Origin of the sequence: Actinobaculum sp. 313 (assembly GCF_003073475.1) — a bacterium.
GTDB lineage: Bacteria > Actinomycetota > Actinomycetes > Actinomycetales > Actinomycetaceae > Asp313.
Map to the genome: position 1 here is coordinate 1,727,529 of NZ_CP029033.1, position 17,617 is coordinate 1,745,145.

The window sequence follows — 17,617 nt, forward strand, 5'->3', positions numbered from 1 at the left end:
CCGTGCAGCCCCGACGGCACTTGCGCCATCACCTAGACCGGCTCCATTGGCTATGTCCTCGCCCCATTGGCTCTACTGCGAGCGAGTGACCCGAAGAACGGCGGCGTCGCCGTACAACGCGCCCTCCTTCGCTTTCACCGCTGCAACCAGGACGAAACTACGTGTGATCAGCAGCGCCCAACCACCGAGCTTGCCCACATGCACCATCTCCCAAGTTGCGCTCTGATTCGGATAACGCCACGCGTTGAGGAAGGTGGCGGCATTCTCGGCAAACCACAGGAAGACGCCGATGAGCAAAAAGGCCAGCGCGGCTGGCATCCAGTATCGGTCTTCTCCAACTGTGAAGTGGATCGTGCTTTTCCACAACGCGATGAAGAAGCCGATAGCGATCAGCCAACACGAGTCCCGGATGTGGTGATGAGTGAAGAAGTTCGCGTAGGCAGCCACCGCGAGGAGGCTTACCGGCAGCCAACGAAATCTAGTCACCCGCAAATCGAACCTGCGGAAGGCCTGGCAAATATATGATCCGACCGAGGCGTACATGAATCCGGAGAATACCGGTACGTCGGCCAACCGAATAAGACCGGCATCGGGATAGTTCCAGGAGCCAATACTCACCTTGAAGATTTCGAGTGCCAGGCCGAGCACGTGGAATGCGCAGATTACCAGCAGTTCCCGCCATGTCTCGAATCGTACCCGTACCAATAGGATCTGGAGCACGATGACGTAGATCAGCATGGCGTCATAGCGTGTCAGCGGCAGGTCATATCTGCCCCACACCAGCATGGAGAGGGCCAGACCGAGGAAAATCGCGATGGGGAAAAGACAGCACTGCAGCTGGATCCACGCGAACTGGACAAATCGGATTTAAGGAATCCGCGCGTGCCTCCTCCCCCGTCGTCGTACTCGGTCGGCGCGTCCACTTCCTCGCCCTCATTTCCCGGCCGCCTCCACCACATGCCGAGCGGCATCGTTTATCGAGGTGTCGGTGAGGTCCAGGTGGCGCAGCCGTGGATCAGCGCCGAACCACGTCCGCTGCTTCTTCGCAAGCCGCCGGGTCGCCTGCGCGATTTCAACCACGGCGTCCTCTGTGCTCAGCAGGCCGTCCAACACGGAGATTGCCTGCCTGTACCCAGTCGCGCTGCCTGCCGTCGGACTCTCGCGTAAGCCTTCGTCAAGCAGAGCGGCAGTCTCCTCCAGCAGACCTCCCGTCATCATCGCCTCCGCGCGGCGTGCAATGCTGTCGGCCAGCACGTCGGCGGCACGGCTCACGTAGAAGGAATGAATATCGGGAAAATGCGCGGTGTGCCGCGGGAAGCGCGGAGAATAGCGGCCCGCGAGGCGAACAACCTCCACGGCGCGAATGACACGCCGGGGATTGCGGTGGTCCACGGCAGCGTAAGCCGCCGGGTCTTTCTCCTCGAGTTCCATCAACAGTGGTTGCAATCCTTCGCGTCGAACAGTCTCCTCCAGAGCCGCACGAATATGTGGATCGTGCCCGGGAAACTCGAGCTTATCAAGCAGGCCCGCCACATAAAGGCCTGAGCCTCCCACGACAATCGGGATCTTGCCGCGAGAGACGATGCCTTGCAGGTCGGCGCGGGCACTGCGTTGGTAGGCGGCTACACTAGCGGCTTCGTTGATGTCGAGTACATCGAGCTGATGGTGAACGATCCCTCGCCGCTGCGAAGCGGGCAACTTGGCCGTGCCAATATCCATGCCGCGGTACAGCTGCATGGCATCCGCCGAGATGATCTCAACCCCACTCGGACCTCCGAGCAACTCGGCCACTTCGAGAGACAGGGCAGTCTTCCCGGTTGCGGTGGGCCCGACCAGGGCGATAATCATCGCCTACCCGCCTTAGGCCGACCCTGCGCCCACACGCAGGCTCGGCATTCCGATTGTGACCGGCGCGCGGCCCTCCGCCTCGGCGGTCAAGCGCGCGGTGAGGCGTTCCCGTTGCTCCCACGCATCACCGGCACGGGTACGTCGAATCTCGAACAAGCCTCCGCTCAGTGCCGAGTCCGCAACCAGATGATGCGGTGCACCATGAGTCACCTCGGCGCGAATCATGTCGCCCGGTCGGGGCGGTTGCGCCAGCGCCGTCGGAAGAGCAACGTGCACGAGTCGATTATCAGCCGCACGGCCCGAGACGCGTGCGGTGGCGCCGTCTTTGCGCCCCTCACCATGCGACACAAGAACATCGACGACGTGCCCCTCCAGTTTCTCGTTCTCCTCCGTCGAGATTCGTTCCTGCAGTTCAATGAGACGCCGATACCGATCCGCAACAACATCGGCTGGAACTTGGTCGTTCATATCCGCCGCGGGTGTTCCCGGGCGCGGAGAGTACACGAAGGTGAAGGCGGAAGAGAACCGCGACTGCTCGACCACTTCAAGGGTCCTCTGAAAATCACCATCCGTCTCGCCGGGAAAACCGACGATAATATCGGTTGTAATCGCGGCTTGCGGGATTGCCTCCCGCACACGGTCGAGTATGCCGAGGAACTTGGCGGAACGGTAGGAACGCCGCATCAGCCGCAGGATACGGTCCGACCCCGACTGTAGCGGCATATGGAGCGACGGCATGACATTAGGCGTCTGCGCCATGGCGGCAATGACGTCGTCGGTGAAAGCCGCCGGGTGCGGAGATGTGAAACGTACCCTCTCCAGACCCTCGATACTGCCGCATGCGCGTAACAGACCCGCGAACGCGTGCCGGTCTCCGAACCCAACGCCATACGAGTTGACGTTCTGACCGAGCAGCGTAACCTCAATGGCGCCCTCGGCAACTACCGCCTCCACCTCGGAGAGAATCTCCGCGGGCCGCCGATCCCGCTCTTTTCCGCGCAAGTGCGGGACGATGCAAAAGGTGCAGGTGTTGTTGCAACCGACCGAGATCGACACCCACGCCGCGTACGCCGATTCTCGATGGGACGGCAAAGTGGAGGGAAAAACCTTCAGTGACTCCTCGATCTCCACCGCGGCCTCTTTGTTGTGCCGTGCCCGATCAAGCAGCGCAGGAAGCACGTCAAGATTATGTGTTCCGAGTACCGCATCCACCCAGGGCGCGCGGTCGACGATCTTACCCCGCATTTGCTGGGCCAGGCATCCTCCTACCGCAATCTGCATATCGGGGCGCTCTCGCTTCACAGCCGCCAGTTGGCCAAGATTGCCGAACAGCTTTGTCGCCGCATTCTCCCGGACCGAGCACGTGTTGATAACGACGACGTCGGCGCCCTCGTCGCCGGCGTCGGTTGCTCGTGCAGCCTTCTCTGGGACCAGGGAAACCGGAACATAGCCGGCCGAGTCTAGAAGCCCGGCCAGACGTTCCGAGTCATGGACATTCATCTGGCATCCGAGGGTGCGGATGGCGTAGGTACGCGGAAGTTGTGCAGACATCGCGAATAAGTTTAGCCGAGTCCGTCCTCGCAGGCAGAGTCGCCCGCACTTGCGAGCCTCGCCTCCGCCTTCCGTAAGGCATTCGTGCACTGCTCGGCAGAAAAACCACGCCGTGCCAGTGCGGCGTATACGCGCCGACGTAAGGTCTGGGGATTACCGGTGCCGACGCGCAGTTTACGCAACGCCAGTTCGACCGCTGCCGCGTCCTCATCTTCTTCACCGATGGCGCTGAGGGCACGTTCGGCCAAGTCGCCGTCAACACCCTTGCGGCGGAGTTCCTCCCGGATGGCACGCCGGGAGGCCCCGCGAGCCGCAAACCGGCTCCGCGTGAGCACCTGGGCGAAATGGGCGTCGTCGATCAGTCCGATACTCTCAAACTGATCGAGAGTCTCCTCGGCAATTTGCTCTTGCACATCGCGCCGACGCAATGCATCCGCTAGTTGCGCACGTGACCGATCCATCATTGCCAGCTGCCGCATGACGATGGCATGCGCCCGCGATCTCTCCTCTTCACGCGTTTCCGCCTCTACCTCGCCTCCCGTTTGGAGGTCGGGTTGCGGCTGCGCCGCTGTACAGCGCCCGTTGGCGTGTTTACAAGGCTCCGCGCCACTACGGCTCGACGTGCCGTTCTTCCAATTGGCACGTCGGGTGGACTCCACCATTAGAAATCAACCATTGCGGGTTCACCCGCCCTTGATCTGCGAGAACGCTTTCTCCACCCTCTGGCGCAGCATCGGGATCCGGAATAACGCCAACCTTGATAAGGATCTTGCGCTCGATCTCATCAGTCATCTCCGGATTGTCCTTGAGGAACTGACGAACCTTTTCCTTGCCCTGTCCGAGTTGATCACCCTCGTAGGTGTACCACGCACCAGACTTGCGTACCACTCCCAGGTCAGCCCCCATATCGATGACACCGCCTTCGCGCGAGATTCCCTGCCCGTAAAGGATGTCAAACTCCGCCTGCTTAAAAGGCGGGGCCATCTTGTTCTTGACCACCTTGACCCGGGTGCGATTGCCGACAGCGTCACCGCTATCCTTCAGAGACTCGCCCGCCGCACATCCAGGCGCACCGACGCGTAAAATTTGAGAGCCTTGCCACCTGTTGTGGTCTCCGGATTACCGAAGAAAACGCCGATCTTCTCACGAAGCTGGTTGATGAAAATCGCGGTGGTACCCGAGGCTGACAATGCTCCGGTGATCTTACGCAGTGCCTGACTCATCAATCGCGCCTGTAGACCGACGTGCGAATCCCCCATCTCGCCTTCAATTTCCGCCTTCGGGACCAGCGCCGCAACCGAGTCAATGACGATAATATCCAGCGCGCCGGAACGAATGAGCATGTCCATAATTTCCAAGGCCTGCTCGCCGGTATCCGGCTGCGACACGATCAACGCATCCGTATCCACACCCAACTTCTTGGCATATTCCGGGTCAAGGGCGTGCTCCGCATCGATAAAGGCCGCGATGCCACCGGCCTTTTGCGCGTTAGCCACCGCATGCAGGGCAACGGTGGTCTTACCCGACGACTCCGGTCCATATACTTCGACAATACGCCCGCGCGGAAGCCCACCAATGCCAAGCGCGATGTCAAGCGCGATGGAACCAGTGGGATCACCTGTACGCGTGTCTGCACGCGATCTCCCAATCGCATGACGGAGCCCTTGCCGAACTGGCGGTCAATCTGTGCCAATGCGGCATCGAGTGCCTTACTACGATCTTCAGTCTTGGCTGCTGCCATCGTTATTCCTTTACTCATGCCGCTCGCCGCGGCGCTGGACAGAACAGGTCTTCACACGGCGCTCCCCTCACCGAGGAACCTTCCGAGATCACGCTATGCCCGACCTCCGACATATTTCAGGGTGTGAACCATGTACTGTGGACAGGTCTCACCTCTGGCGACCTGTTGATAATGCTACAGCGAACAGACGTTCGAAAGCGACACGTCGGGAGGCGTGTTGCCCACCTCCGACTTCAGCGCACGAGGCTCCTCTCAGTGCGTCAGATCGTCGCGATCCTCAGGCTTCACACGATGGATAAAGCGATATGAATCGGGTAGGTCCATGGCCGTGCATAGTTCATTCCATACCCGTTGCGGATTGACACCGGCGTCAATGGCCTGCAAAGGGCTGCGACCGTCTAGTGAAGACAGGACAAGATCTTGCATCAACGAACGACCGCGGCCGCCTGGAAAGGTCCAGTCAACCGCGGTCCAAAACTCCGACTCGCGCACTATCGTTTCGCCAACTCCGCGCGGACGAGTTCGTCCGGCACTTCATCGGGAATACGCATATGCGGGGGCACACGGCCCTCAGACAAATCAATCCGATCAGCCACCAACCGCAGTACATGGCTCAGTGGCACATTGAGCGCTCGGCAGATAGATGCGAGCAACTCAGAAGAAGCTTCCTTCTGACCGCGTTCCACTTCCGAAAGGTATCCAAGCGAAACGCGAGCGTCCGAGGAAACCTCGCGCAAGGTGCGGCCCTGCCGTTGACGGTATGCGCGCAGCACCTCACCCAATTCGCGCCGCAGCAGCGCTTGCCCGCAGGAACATGCGTGGCAGCCTCAGGCGCAATGCGTGTTGGGCCGTCATTTTTCCGGTTTACGCCGGTACGTAGCTCCATGGTCATCACTTTCTACAACGCGGCCGGGTTCTGTTATGTTCCCGGCATCTTAACTTATCTCCGAAAGCTGAGTCACTACGACTCAACTCAGTCGCTTTCTGCCAGTGATAATTTCTATCAGCCCAGCCTGGAGGGATTCTGGGAAGAAGCGCGAGGGTAATCAGAATCTCACCACTGGCGTAAACAGCGTGGCTCCGCCAATCCGCAGCCGAGACGGCCCTTCAGGCGCCAAGAGTCAGGCGGCGGGCAAGGATCCGCACCGCTGCGTCAATCGCGGCCTGCCGTACTTCTGCGCGAGCTCCCAGCACATGCAGCAATTCGGCCTCCTCGCCCAGGCCACCCACACAAGCAACCCACACCGTTCCGGCCTCATGCCCCTCGGCGGGTCCCGGCCCGGCCACGCCCGTCGTTGCCAAGGCAACATCCGCCGTCAGCAAACGACACGCCCCACGCGCCATTTGCAGCGCAACCTCACGGTCAACCGGTCCGGTCTCTTCCAACCTGCTCGTGGATACACCCAGAACGCTCGCCTTTGTATCCGTCGCATAGGTTGTCACTCCCCCTCGCAGCACAGCAGACACACCGGGCACAGCAACAAAAGTCGCCATCAGAGCGCCACCGGTGAGTGATTCCGCGCAAGCCAACGAAAGATTCCGCCGCTCCAACTCCTCGACGACGGCGCGAACTGTATCCGTTGCCTCCGGCAGTGCCATGCGCCTCAACTCTCCGTTCGAGGCGAGGAACCCGCCTGGCGTGAGATCCGTTGCGCATCCCGAATATATTGGATCGCCGAGACAATGGAGAAGTACAGCGCCACCGCCAGCAAGGCATAGGAAGCCCATACCAAGGCCTCGCCAAGGATGTGGGGAAGAAACGATCTCCATGGGATAAGCAGACCGGCAATTCCAAAGGATTGGAAGACCATCTTGATCTTTCCCCCGCGTCCGGCGGCCATCACTTCCCGTTTCACCATCGCCATGCGCATGGCGGTGATGCCGAGTTCCCGACCAATCATTACGATGGCGACCCACCACCACAACATGCCGTGCCACGACAACATGATCAGAGCGGAAGCCACCAACGCCTTATCCGCAATGGAGTCTGCGAGTTTACCAAAATTGGTCACGAGCCCACGCGAGCGTGCCAGATGACCATCCAATTTATCCGTTACAGCAGCAACGGCAAATACGGCCCATGCCGCCCACGCGTGCCCCGGCGTCGCCACCCAATACACGGCAACAAACACCGGCACCAGCAAAAGCCGAATGACGGTCAAGACGTTGGCTATATTGAGCAGCGGTGCCGATTCACTGCCCGGCTCGCCCTGGGTTTTGTTCACTCTTCCACCTTACAGCCTGCTCCTAACGTCCGGTGAGTTGCCAGGCGTCTTCTCCGGATTCTCCTTCAGGATCGTCCTCGTCGTACCAGTTTTGCGCTATGGGCTCCGTTGGGGCGGCCGGATCACCCGCGTACCGGTCATACATTCGACCAGCACCGTCGTGCCCGTCGGAAGTGGGCAGCACCTGAGTCCGCCCGGCAGTGTCCGCGTCCGGGCCGACGTGGCCGTCGCCGTCGTGCGAATCGGTATACGCATCCGCATAGTCATCCTGGTAGTCCGCGGTAGTCTCATCGGAGGAGTCCTCTCCAGAAGCCGCATTGTCATGGATTGACACATCCTCGCCACGCAGCATCGCCAGACAGTCCTCCAGTTGCTCCGGGCTCACAAGCACCTGGCGCGCCTTCGATCCTTCCGACGGCCCCACAATTTCGTATTGCTCCAGCAGGTCCATCATTCGGCCAGCTTTAGCGAAACCGATACGCAGCTTGCGCTGCAACATGGATGTCGAACCGAACTGGGTTGTAACCACCAACTCCGCTGCCTGCAGTAATACCTCAAGGTCTTCGCCGATCTCCTCACGCTGCTTCTTCTGCTCCTGCACCTGCTCGAAGTCGTCGCGGTAGTGGGGCGAGAGCTGCGCTTTGACATGCCGCACGACCTTCTCTATTTCGTCCTCATCCACCCAGGCGCCCTGCAAGCGAATCGGTTTTGAGGCCCCGGCGGGCATGAAGAGCGCGTCACCCTGCCCAATCAGCTTTTCTGCGCCGGACATGTCAAGAATCGTCCGAGAGTCGGCCAGCGACGATGTCATGAAGGCCAGACGGGAAGGGATATTCGCCTTGATCAGACCCGTCACCACGTCTACGGACGGCCGCTGGGTGGCGAGCACAAGGTGGATACCGGCGGCGCGTGCAAGCTGGGTGATGCGTTGAATGGATGCTTCCACATCGCGCGGTGCCACCATCATCAAGTCCGCCAACTCGTCCACCACTACGAGCAGATACGGGTAGGGGGCAAGAGTGCGATGCGGGTCATGTGCGGTGATGCTTCCGTCGCGTACACCCGCGTTGAAGTCATTGATGTTCTTGACGTGGTATGCCGCCATGTCGTCATAGCGCGCATCCATCTCCTTCACGACCCATTCGAGCGCCTCCGCCGCCTTCTTCGGATTCGTGATAATCGGAGTGATGAGATGCGGAATCCCGGCATAGATGGTCAGTTCCACCCGCTTCGGATCAACAAGAATCATACGCACCTGGTCGGGGGTGGCACGCATCATAATTGACGTGATCATCGAATTAATGAAGGAGGACTTGCCGGCACCGGTTGCGCCCGCTACCAGCAGATGCGGCATCTTGGCCAGGTTCGCGACCACGAATTGGCCCTGCACGTTCTTTCCAACACCCACTGTCAGCGGGTGGGATGCCTTCTGCGCCACGGGCGAACGGAGAACGTCACCCAACAGCACCGTCTCACGATCCGTGTTCGGAATCTCAATACCAATGGCGGACTTTCCAGGAATCGGCGAGAGTATACGCACATCGGCCGAGGCGACGGCGTAGGCAATGTTCTTCGACAGTGCTGTGATGCGCTCGACCTTGACTCCCGGGCCAAGTTCGACCTCGTACTGGGTGACCGTGGGTCCACGGGAGAAGCCGACGACCTGTGCGTCGATACTGAAATCGGTGAATACCTGCGAAAGCTGGGCTACCACCTTCTCGTTCGCGGAAGTGCGTTCCTTGTGCGGTGCCCCCTGCTTGAGATCGGCCATCTCCGGCAAGCGGTACACCACCGAGGGATCTAAGGCCAGCTGCTGGCCGCTGACCGCCCCGGAGCGATCTCCGGTGCCGGGAGGGAATCGGCGGCCTTCGCGCGCAAAGCGGCTTGCGAACCAATCACGATGGGCCGCGTCGCTTCGTGCTGCCGCTCCGCCTGGTCACCGTCCGCATGTGACACGGTGGGCGGTGTGAGCGCCGCGGTGCCCGTAGCCGATAGGCCGCCACCCTGTTTACCGTGAAGCTTGCCCTTGCCGCGTGGCCGGGATGCCTCCGGCGGGGTCTGCTCGGGAGAGTCAGGCGGCGGCGTATCCAGTACTTCCGTGGCTGCAGGCTGCTGCGAACGACGCCGCCGCGGCAGCAACCGAGTGGAGGAACTGGTGCCGTCGACCTCATGTGCTTGTTCATAGGGAACCGACGCCGAGGTGCCGCGGTTCGCCTTGGGCTCCCGTGCCGGGGCCTCGCCGGCGTCGGACCGACGACGATTCCCGAACAACCGGCCGAACAACTCGCCAAGCGTTGTATTGGTCATGTAGATCACGGCGAAGACGAGCAGCAGAACCAGAACCGGAATGGCACCGTATGCAGATAGCAGTGTTGTCAATGCACCGCCAACGGCCCATCCGAGCAGCCCACCCGCGCGCTCGACGCCGTCGAAGTCTGTCAGTGGACTGGGAGTACCCAACACGACATGCAGAATCCCGGTGGTTGATACGACGATAAGGGCGATGCCAATCGCAACTCTGCGGTTGGCACCTTCGGGAGACTTACGGAAGAACTGAACCGCGAGCCACAGTAACAGCACCGGCACGAGGACGGCGACCCAGCCCAGTAGGCCCGCCGTCGCATGGTGGATGGCAGCACCGAGAATGCCAGAGAGCTGGAACCACTCTCGCAGCGCCACAATGATCGCCAGCGCAAGCAGGGCAAGTGCAACACCGTCGCGGCGCACGCCACTGATGGGCGCACGCCGCTGGCTCTCGGCCCGCTGCGATCGGTTGGCCGCAGATTCTTTCTTTCCACTCGAAGGCTTGCGTGGACTCACGTTGTGAACCCTATCGCTGTGAGGTGGGCCCGCGATAGTGGCACGCCGCCTTCAGAAGGTGGAAATGGCTCACACTGCGGTCGCCAAATGGCGGAAATCCGCCGGTAAGCCGCATACCTACCGACGGATTCCCGCAGATTAGAGTTGCTGTGCGTCACTGCGGTCAGTCACGTTCCTCTTGCCGCCGAACGCGCGGAGCGCCTCCCAAGCCGTGGAGGATTCCCAGCACGAGTGCGACGAGCACTCCGACGGACGTTCCGCCCCACACATCCACATCCAGCCCCAGCGGTCCGAACAGGTAGCCCTGCCAGGTGAATCCTGCGGTCGTTGAGGTAACGAGCCCCCAGCCGATCACAGTCAATACAATCATTCCGATGAAGTTCATCCAGTTCACACGCCCGTATCGACCGCTTGGATTGAACAGGGCCTCCTGGTCATAGTCACGCTTGCGCAACGTCATGTCGCCGATGAAGATACCGGCCCAGGCAGCGATCGGAACACCCAGTGTAATCAGGAAGGCCTGGAAGGGTTCAAAGAAGTTCGCTGCGAACCACACGATCCAGATGGTGCCAAGCATCATGAGGATGCCGTCCAGCAGAGCCGCCTGCCAGCGCTTGATCGGAATACCCAAAGAGAGCAGCGTCAGGCCCGAGGAGTAAATGTCGAGCACGGAACCCGAGATCAGACCACCAACCGAAACGATAATGAAGGGGATCAAATACCAGGTGGGCAGGATGTTGGCGAGAGCGCCGATCGGATCATCGTTGACAGCGGCCGCCAGATCGCTATTGGAGCCGGCGAGCAGCAGTCCATAAACGATGAGGATGACCGGTGCACAGGAAGACGAGAAGGTCGTCCATCCCACAATACCTTTGGACGACGCACTGCGAGGCAGGTAACGCGAGTAGTCCGCTGCGCAATTCACCCAGCCCAGTCCCAGTCCGGTCATCACCATGATTGTGGCGCCGAGAACGCCACGCCAGTCGCCGCTAGGGCCGGAGAACACGGCTGACAGGTCGATGTCCTTGATTGTCAACGCCATGTACCCGATTGTGATAACGCCGAGAATCACGGTAAGCCACGTCTGAATCTTCATAATGAAGTCGAAGCCGAGCACGCCAGCCACCACAACAATCGCAACGATCACAACGAAGGCGAGCACCTTAGTGAGATTCGAATCCGGCGCGCCCATGCGAATGGCAACGGTGTTTGTTGCAAGGGTCGCATTGACCATCAGAATGATCTCCCAGCCCACTGTCAGCAGGTAGGAGACCACACCGGGCAGACCGTTTCCGATCACGCCGAAGGGCGCACGAGACAGGGTCAGCGTCGGAGCGGAACCCCGCTTACCGGCAATTGCAATGATGCCAGCCAGTAAGAAGGAGAGCACCGTACCGACCAAGGCCACACAGAACGCCTGCCAAAAGGACAGTCCGAATCCCAGGATCCAGGCACCCCACGGGATTGAAAGCACCGAGATATTAGCAGCAAACCACGGCCAGAAAAGGTCAGACGGTTTTCCTTTCCGGTCTTCTTCCCGGATTACTTCGATTCCGGTTTCCTCAATGGACAGCGCCGAAGATTGCTTTTCGGCAAGAGCTGAGTCGCTCATATTTCCTTCCTTGGTTGGTTGGACACCGACTGGTTGAATTACGGCATCCACACCCAGTCGAATCTTCATTCTCACTTGCATCGAGACATCATGTGCCGTCTCGATCCACCGATATTACGGCACGCAATCGACCCGAATCTATGACAGGAATTCCGTACCGGAGCACGGAAACAGTTCCCTACAGTGCCATCCACTCGCTTGCGCCGACGCTGCCGATTGCCCGGTCGCCCTAGGCCTCGCACGCTGCCGTCTTGTGCAGGACGTCGAGTACGGCCGGGCCGATGCGCGCTGCCGATTTTTCGGCAATCGCAACTACCTCATCAGGATCTAGAACCTCTCCGCTCGCCTCGTGCGCGGTAACCGTAGATAATCCCAGAATCCGCATGCCGACGGCACGGGCTGCAATCGCATCCAACACCGTTGACATGCCCAGTGCCTGCGCACCGAGCAGGGCGACGGCGCGGGCCTCGGCGGCTGTTTCGTAATGCGGACCCGGCAGCATGGCGTACACACCTTCAACCAGCGCGATGCCATGTGCATGCGCGGCGGCATGCATCGCCTGGCGTAAGGCCGGATCGTAGAGGTCAGTGAGGTCGACGAAATTTGCTCCCCCTGTAAGCGGAGAGGTTCCTGTGAGATTGAGGTGATCGGTAATCACCATGATCTGGCCCAAGGGCCAGTCCGGGAGGAGCGCCCCATTGGCATTGGTGAGAACGAGAGTGCGGGCACCCAAGGCGGAGGCGACACGCACATTCTCTCCTACAGCCACCGGCCCGTGTCCCTCGAACAGGTGGGTGCGTCCCGAGAATACAACAATGCGCTGCGACTCATGTTCAAATGCCCCGATCTCCCCACGGTGACCGGGGGCAACCGGAGGACGTAGTCCAACCTCATCATAAGGAGCGCGGGCAAGCGGCTCGGGCCACGAGTCAAGGAGCGGGCCCCAACCGGAGCCAAGCACTACGGCGGCGTCAACACGGTCAATTCCGAGGCGTGAGCGCACGCGGGCAGCAATCAATTCGACGCGTGCAGTCGTCTGGCCAGTGCCACTTATCTCAGTTGTCATGCGCATTATGATAACGAGTCAGTGTTCTTGTTTCAGCAAAACACGGCGAGGCCCATACGCGGCTGTTGTATGCGGAGTTGGATTGTTTGTTATTCCCAGTACTGGCACTGACAGAGGACCGATCCGGTGGGCGATATCGTCCACCTCCGAACCGCGCGCTACGGCTCATGCTTGTTACAGGCGTACACCCCTTGGGATCAACCGATTACCGGCAACGCTGCATCCGCTCAGGCGTATCAAACCTCCACCACAGTTGGGATAATCATTGGAGCCCGCCGTAGCTTACGCGAGATCCATCGGCCCACCACCCGGCGCATCGCCTGCTGCATCCCATAGGCATCCAGACCTCTTTCGAGCGCGTCTTGCAGCGCCGCGGTGACCTCGGGAAGGATGTCGTCGAAGACGTTACCGTCCTCCGCCATCGCGCGCGCTTGAATATGCGGACCGGTGACGATCTGTTCCTCCTTCGGATCGACGGCGGCGAAGATAACCACAAATCCTTCCTCCGAGAGGATCCGGCGGTCCTTCAACTCGGTCTCTGTAATATCGCCAATCGATGATCCGTCCACGTAGATATTGTGGAAAGGCACCGAACCAACGAGCTGGCAGACGCCGTCGTGCATATCGATTACGGACCCGTTTTCCGCCAAGATGACGTTCTCTGGCGGAACGCCGGTCTTCACAGCGGTGGCGCCATTGGCTACCTGATGGCGTACCTCGCCATGAATGGGCATGGCGTAGGCGGGTTGCAGGATGTTGTAGCAGTAAAGCAGTTCACCCTGCGCCGCGTGGCCGGATACATGTACCTTCGCGTTGCCCTTGTGAATAACGCGCGCACCGAGTTTCATCAGCCCGTTGATCACGTGGTACACGGAGTTCTCGTTACCCGGGATGAGGGAGGAGGCCATAAGTACCGTATCCCCCGGCCCCAGGCTTACCTTCGGGTGTGCCGAGTTCGCGATTCGCGAGAGCACCGCCATAGGTTCCCCCTGCGATCCCGTTGACATATAGACGCGCTCCCGCGTCGGGATGACAGCCATATCGCGCAGATCGACGACAACGCCGGCGGGAATCTCCAAGTATCCCAGCTCTGCTGCCAGACCCATATTACGCACCATGGACCTCCCGACGAAGGCAACCTTCCTGCCGTGGTGGGCGGCGGCATTAAGCACCTGTTGGACGCGATGCACATGGGAGGCGAAGGAGGCAACGATGATTTGCCCGGTGGCGTGCGCAAAAACGTCGTCAATGACCGGGCCGATCTCGGATTCGGAAGCGACGAACCCCGGTACCTCGGCATTCGTCGAGTCGCACATGAAGAGGTCAACGCCCTCTTCGCCGGCTTTGGCAAAGGCACGAAGGTCGGTCAAACGCCCGTCCAATGGCAGTTGATCCATTTTGAAATCGCCGGTGATGAGGATGTTTCCCTCGGCGCTGCGCACGAAGACCGCGAGCGCGTCCGGAATCGAATGGTTGACGGCGATGAATTCCATCTCGAAGGGGCCGACTTTCTCCACATCGCCTTCCACAACCACATGTGAATGCGGCGTGATCCTATGCTCGGTCAGTTTCGCCTCCGTAAAGGCAATGGTCAATTGCGAGCCGAGGATGGGAATATCGGGCCGTAACTGCAGCAGGTAAGGAACCGCGCCAATATGATCTTCGTGGCCATGGGTGAGAACGATCGCCTCGATATCGTTGATTCGAGCTCGAAGGTAATCGATATCCGGAAGTATGAGATCAACTCCGGGTTGGCTCTCCTCCGGGAAAAGCACGCCGCAATCGACGACGACTATCCGGCCGCGGTATTCGAGGACGTTGCAGTTCCTACCTACTTCGCCCAGGCCTCCGAGCGGAATGATACGCACGGTGTCATCAGCAAGGGCAACGGGCATTTTATGGTCAGTCACGTGCCCTATTCTCTCACGGCGAAGCAGAGTGCGAGTCCGTGACCTGCCTTTTCCCAGTACCAGCAGCCCGCGCACCCCACGGCCCGACCCGGCAGCCGGAAACCAAGCACCGTGTCAAATCCGAGTGCAGGCCGTCCCGTGCGCGTTCAAGCGTTCTCGCGCGGGGTTAGCCACCGGCACACGCTCCGGTCGCCTTGCCGTGTGCGTTCGACCGTTGTACCACCGCAGCCGATTCCGCGATGGTCAGATTAAGCCATAGGCACGCAAGGAGTTCGCCAGCTCAACCAGTTCTGCCCGGGAAGCCCCGACAAGGGGTAGCCGCAGCGTCGCAGAAGGAATTGCACCCATCATCTTCAACGCTTCCTTTGCCATCACGGCACCTTGGCCGCCTCCCATAATCGCCTGAATAATGGGGCGTTGCCGAGCCGCTTCCGCGCGGGCAGCGGGCAGGTCACCCGCATCGACTTCATTGACCAGCGCTCGCAGGCCGGAGGCAATGACATGGCCCACCACCGAGATGACACCGGAGGCCCCATGTGCAAGCCAAGCGAAATTGAGGGCGTCGTCGCCGGAGTAGTATTCCAATCCCGTTGCCGCCATTTTGACGAATCCACCGGCGACATCGCCGGTGGCATCCTTAACCGCCTTGATACGCGGATGTTCGGCGAGTCTCTTCAACGTGTCGAACTCAATTTTGACGCCTGTTCGACCCGGAATGTCGTAAATGATCACCGGCAATTCGGTGGCGTCAGTAACTGCCGTGATGTGCTGGTACACGCCTTCCTGGGATGGGCGGTTGTAGTACGGAGCAAGGACGAGCAGGCCATCGGCACCACAAGCGGCTGCACCCTGTGCGATTCGCACAGCGTGAGCAGTGTCGTTTGAGCCGGCTCCGGCCAGAACCATCGCACGTCCACCGATAGCAGCCTTCACCTCGCGGACAAGATCATCCTTCTCTGGCTGGTGGGTGGTCGGGGACTCTCCCGTTGTTCCGGACAGCAGGATGCAGTCGCAGCCTTCATCGACAAGGCGCGACGCCAAAGAAACAGCAGAGTCGATATCGAGTGACCCATCCTCATGGAACGGAGTCACCATGGCAACGGCAACGGATCCAAAGGCCCGCTCGGGCCCAACTGTGGTCTCACTCATATCTGGACTGTAGCCTCTCCGGCCGGAAAAGTGCTGGAACTCTCGCATGCCGGGACGCGCTCCACGTATCTAGAGACCCCGCACCGCCAAGACGCCTTCACCGCATTCGTCGAATAGCGCGAGTGCTCATACCCGCGTAGCCTGAACGGGTGGATAGAAAGCCGACTGCACACAGCTTGGTCCGACCCGCTACGCGGCATGATGCGGATGCCATTGGTGCACTTCATGCAGGTACCATGCAGGCCGCAGTTCGGGCTGCATTGGGGCATACACTACCGGCAGCGGTCACCTCTCGTTTCGATCCCGCAGCCTTTGCGGCGCAGTGGGCGGCGGCCATCACGGCGCCACAGACGGCCGATATCCACGTACTGTGCGCGGTCGCTGCGGGAAGAATCGTGGGGTTCACAGCCGTTGCTCCCACCGCGCGCGTCCCCGACGACTGCACCTCCTCCGGCAACGGGGCCACGCGGGATCATGCCGACGCGGACGACAGGCATTCACGGGAGGCGTCCGGTGTATCCGGCCGCGTTCGCACCGCACCGACCGACGGCAATCACCCAACTGGGAAACCGCCTGCGAGCCGCATGGTCTATGAGTTCACCGCACTTGAAGTCGCGGAGAGCGATCAGCGGCAGGGGCACGGCTCACGGCTTCTCGCTGCGGCTACTGACATCGCCCGCAGTAGAGGTGCCACCGAAGTCCAGCTGTGGGTCCTTGCCGGGGACGACGCCCACACGTCCTTTCTTGCAAGTGCGGGATTCGCGCCCAGCGGTCTGCGCCGTCGCCTTGATATCGCAGGCGAGATCGCCACCCAGCACTGCTGGCGTGCGGAACTCTGAGGCGCCTACGCATACCCGCACCCGCTCCGTTCCATGCATCCGCAGGGGCGGTGCCGCCGCGCCGACCATGCGCCTCGGCTACAGGCCCATGATCTCATCAAGGCCATACGTCAGACCGCCCCGCCCTTGTACGCTTCGTACGGCCAGCAGCACACCCGGCATGAAGCTCCCCCGATCAAAAGAATCCTGCCGCAGGAGCAGTTGTTCGCCGACGTTACCGAGAAGAACTTCCTCGTGGGCATTCAGGCCGCGAAGGCGGACGGCATGCACATGGACGCCGTCGATCATGGCGCCGCGAGCTCCGAGTTCGTCGGTTTGTGTGGCATCCGGGCTCTGCGCTACGCCCGCCTGCGCACGGGAAGTGGCGATGCGCCGCGCCGTCGTTGCAGCCGTGCCGGAGGGAGCGTCGACTTTATCCGGGTGGTGCATTTCGACGACCTCAACGGACTCGAAGTAAGGTGCTGCCTTCTGCGCGAAACTCATAAGCAACACGGCGGAGAGAGCGTAGTTCGGGGCGATAATGGCCGACCGCCCCGTCTTTTGTGTCCGCTCTCTCACATGATCCAGCGCCTGTGGAGTCCATCCGGTGGTGCCGACGACGACGTCGACGCCCGCGTCAAGCAGGGCCAACACGTTGCCTTCGGTTGCCGATGGCACGGTAAACTCCACCGCCACGTCGGCACCTGCGAGTGCTTCAGCGCTTAACGCATCGCCAACGTCCAGGCGTGCCACCAGTTCCATGTCTGCGGCGTCGTCCACCGCTTTGCAAACCGTTACGCCCATGCGTCCAGAGGCGCCCACTACTGCCACGCGAATTGTCATAGCGTCAGCCTAACGCGCGCGGCCGCATACGGTA

At 60.7% G+C, this 17,617-nt stretch carries 16 protein-coding genes and 1 pseudogene; 1 reads left to right on the forward strand and 16 read right to left on the reverse strand.

The features are described from left to right. Positions 1-72: 72 nt before the first annotated feature. The 15 genes and pseudogenes from DDD63_RS07495 to dapA form a co-directional block, all read right to left on the reverse strand. Positions 73-867 carry a DUF817 domain-containing protein gene (locus tag DDD63_RS07495; protein ID WP_108715846.1) on the reverse strand — a complete coding sequence of 265 codons (795 nt, stop codon included), beginning with the start codon at positions 865-867 and terminating at the stop codon, positions 73-75. Positions 868-933: 66 nt separating this feature from the next. Continuing rightward, complete coding sequence (gene miaA / locus DDD63_RS07500) at positions 934-1,848, reverse strand: tRNA (adenosine(37)-N6)-dimethylallyltransferase MiaA (protein ID WP_108715847.1); 915 nt, start codon at positions 1,846-1,848, stop codon at positions 934-936. A gap of 12 nt (positions 1,849-1,860) precedes the next feature. Further along, positions 1,861-3,399, reverse strand: coding sequence for a tRNA (N6-isopentenyl adenosine(37)-C2)-methylthiotransferase MiaB (gene miaB / locus DDD63_RS07505; protein ID WP_108715848.1), 1,539 nt, complete (start codon positions 3,397-3,399; stop codon positions 1,861-1,863). 11 nt (positions 3,400-3,410) lie between these two features. Then, on the reverse strand, positions 3,411-4,061 hold the full coding sequence (locus tag DDD63_RS07510; RefSeq protein ID WP_108715849.1) for a regulatory protein RecX: 651 nt from the start codon (positions 4,059-4,061) through the stop codon (positions 3,411-3,413). Continuing rightward, positions 4,009-5,140, reverse strand: a pseudogene (recA, locus tag DDD63_RS07515) (recombinase RecA). The gene DDD63_RS07510 and the pseudogene recA overlap by 53 nt, the downstream one beginning before the upstream one ends. A 252-nt stretch (positions 5,141-5,392) precedes the next feature. Beyond that, positions 5,393-5,632: a DUF3046 domain-containing protein gene (locus DDD63_RS07520; protein ID WP_108715850.1), complete on the reverse strand. Its 240-nt coding sequence runs from the start codon at positions 5,630-5,632 to the stop codon at positions 5,393-5,395. After that, a complete protein-coding gene (locus DDD63_RS07525) occupies positions 5,632-5,937 on the reverse strand; it encodes a helix-turn-helix transcriptional regulator (RefSeq protein ID WP_108715851.1) in 306 nt (101 codons plus the stop codon). The genes DDD63_RS07520 and DDD63_RS07525 overlap by 1 nt, the downstream gene beginning before the upstream one ends. A gap of 310 nt (positions 5,938-6,247) precedes the next feature. Beyond that, entirely contained in the window at positions 6,248-6,739 is a 492-nt protein-coding gene (locus DDD63_RS07530; protein ID WP_108715852.1) for a CinA family protein, read from the reverse strand. Between the two features lie 5 nt (positions 6,740-6,744). Beyond that, positions 6,745-7,365, reverse strand: coding sequence for a CDP-diacylglycerol--glycerol-3-phosphate 3-phosphatidyltransferase (pgsA, locus tag DDD63_RS07535; protein ID WP_108715853.1), 621 nt, complete (start codon positions 7,363-7,365; stop codon positions 6,745-6,747). A gap of 22 nt (positions 7,366-7,387) precedes the next feature. Further along, entirely contained in the window at positions 7,388-9,157 is a 1,770-nt protein-coding gene (locus DDD63_RS12910; RefSeq protein WP_240611214.1) for a DNA translocase FtsK, read from the reverse strand. A gap of 8 nt (positions 9,158-9,165) precedes the next feature. Beyond that, positions 9,166-10,185: a DNA translocase FtsK 4TM domain-containing protein gene (locus tag DDD63_RS12915; RefSeq protein WP_240611215.1), complete on the reverse strand. Its 1,020-nt coding sequence runs from the start codon at positions 10,183-10,185 to the stop codon at positions 9,166-9,168. 163 nt (positions 10,186-10,348) lie between these two features. Then, the gene (locus DDD63_RS07545) at positions 10,349-11,797 is read right to left on the reverse strand and encodes a cytosine permease (protein ID WP_108715854.1); all 1,449 of its coding nucleotides are present in this window, start codon (positions 11,795-11,797) and stop codon (positions 10,349-10,351) included. A gap of 229 nt (positions 11,798-12,026) precedes the next feature. Continuing rightward, positions 12,027-12,863: a purine-nucleoside phosphorylase gene (locus tag DDD63_RS07550; protein ID WP_164505491.1), complete on the reverse strand. Its 837-nt coding sequence runs from the start codon at positions 12,861-12,863 to the stop codon at positions 12,027-12,029. 236 nt (positions 12,864-13,099) lie between these two features. Next, positions 13,100-14,758 (reverse strand): ribonuclease J, encoded by a 1,659-nt coding sequence (locus DDD63_RS07555; RefSeq protein WP_108715856.1) that lies wholly within the window; start codon positions 14,756-14,758, stop codon positions 13,100-13,102. A 258-nt stretch (positions 14,759-15,016) separates the two neighbouring features. After that, the gene (gene dapA / locus DDD63_RS07560) at positions 15,017-15,922 is read right to left on the reverse strand and encodes a 4-hydroxy-tetrahydrodipicolinate synthase (protein ID WP_108715857.1); all 906 of its coding nucleotides are present in this window, start codon (positions 15,920-15,922) and stop codon (positions 15,017-15,019) included. Positions 15,923-16,071: 149 nt separating this feature from the next. Between dapA and DDD63_RS07565 the strand changes: the two genes are divergently transcribed. Then, on the forward strand, positions 16,072-16,761 hold the full coding sequence (locus tag DDD63_RS07565; protein WP_126146446.1) for a GNAT family N-acetyltransferase: 690 nt from the start codon (positions 16,072-16,074) through the stop codon (positions 16,759-16,761). A gap of 78 nt (positions 16,762-16,839) precedes the next feature. Here DDD63_RS07565 and dapB read toward each other — a convergent pair whose 3' ends face one another. After that, positions 16,840-17,583: a 4-hydroxy-tetrahydrodipicolinate reductase gene (dapB, locus tag DDD63_RS07570; protein WP_108715858.1), complete on the reverse strand. Its 744-nt coding sequence runs from the start codon at positions 17,581-17,583 to the stop codon at positions 16,840-16,842. Positions 17,584-17,617 lie beyond the last annotated feature (34 nt).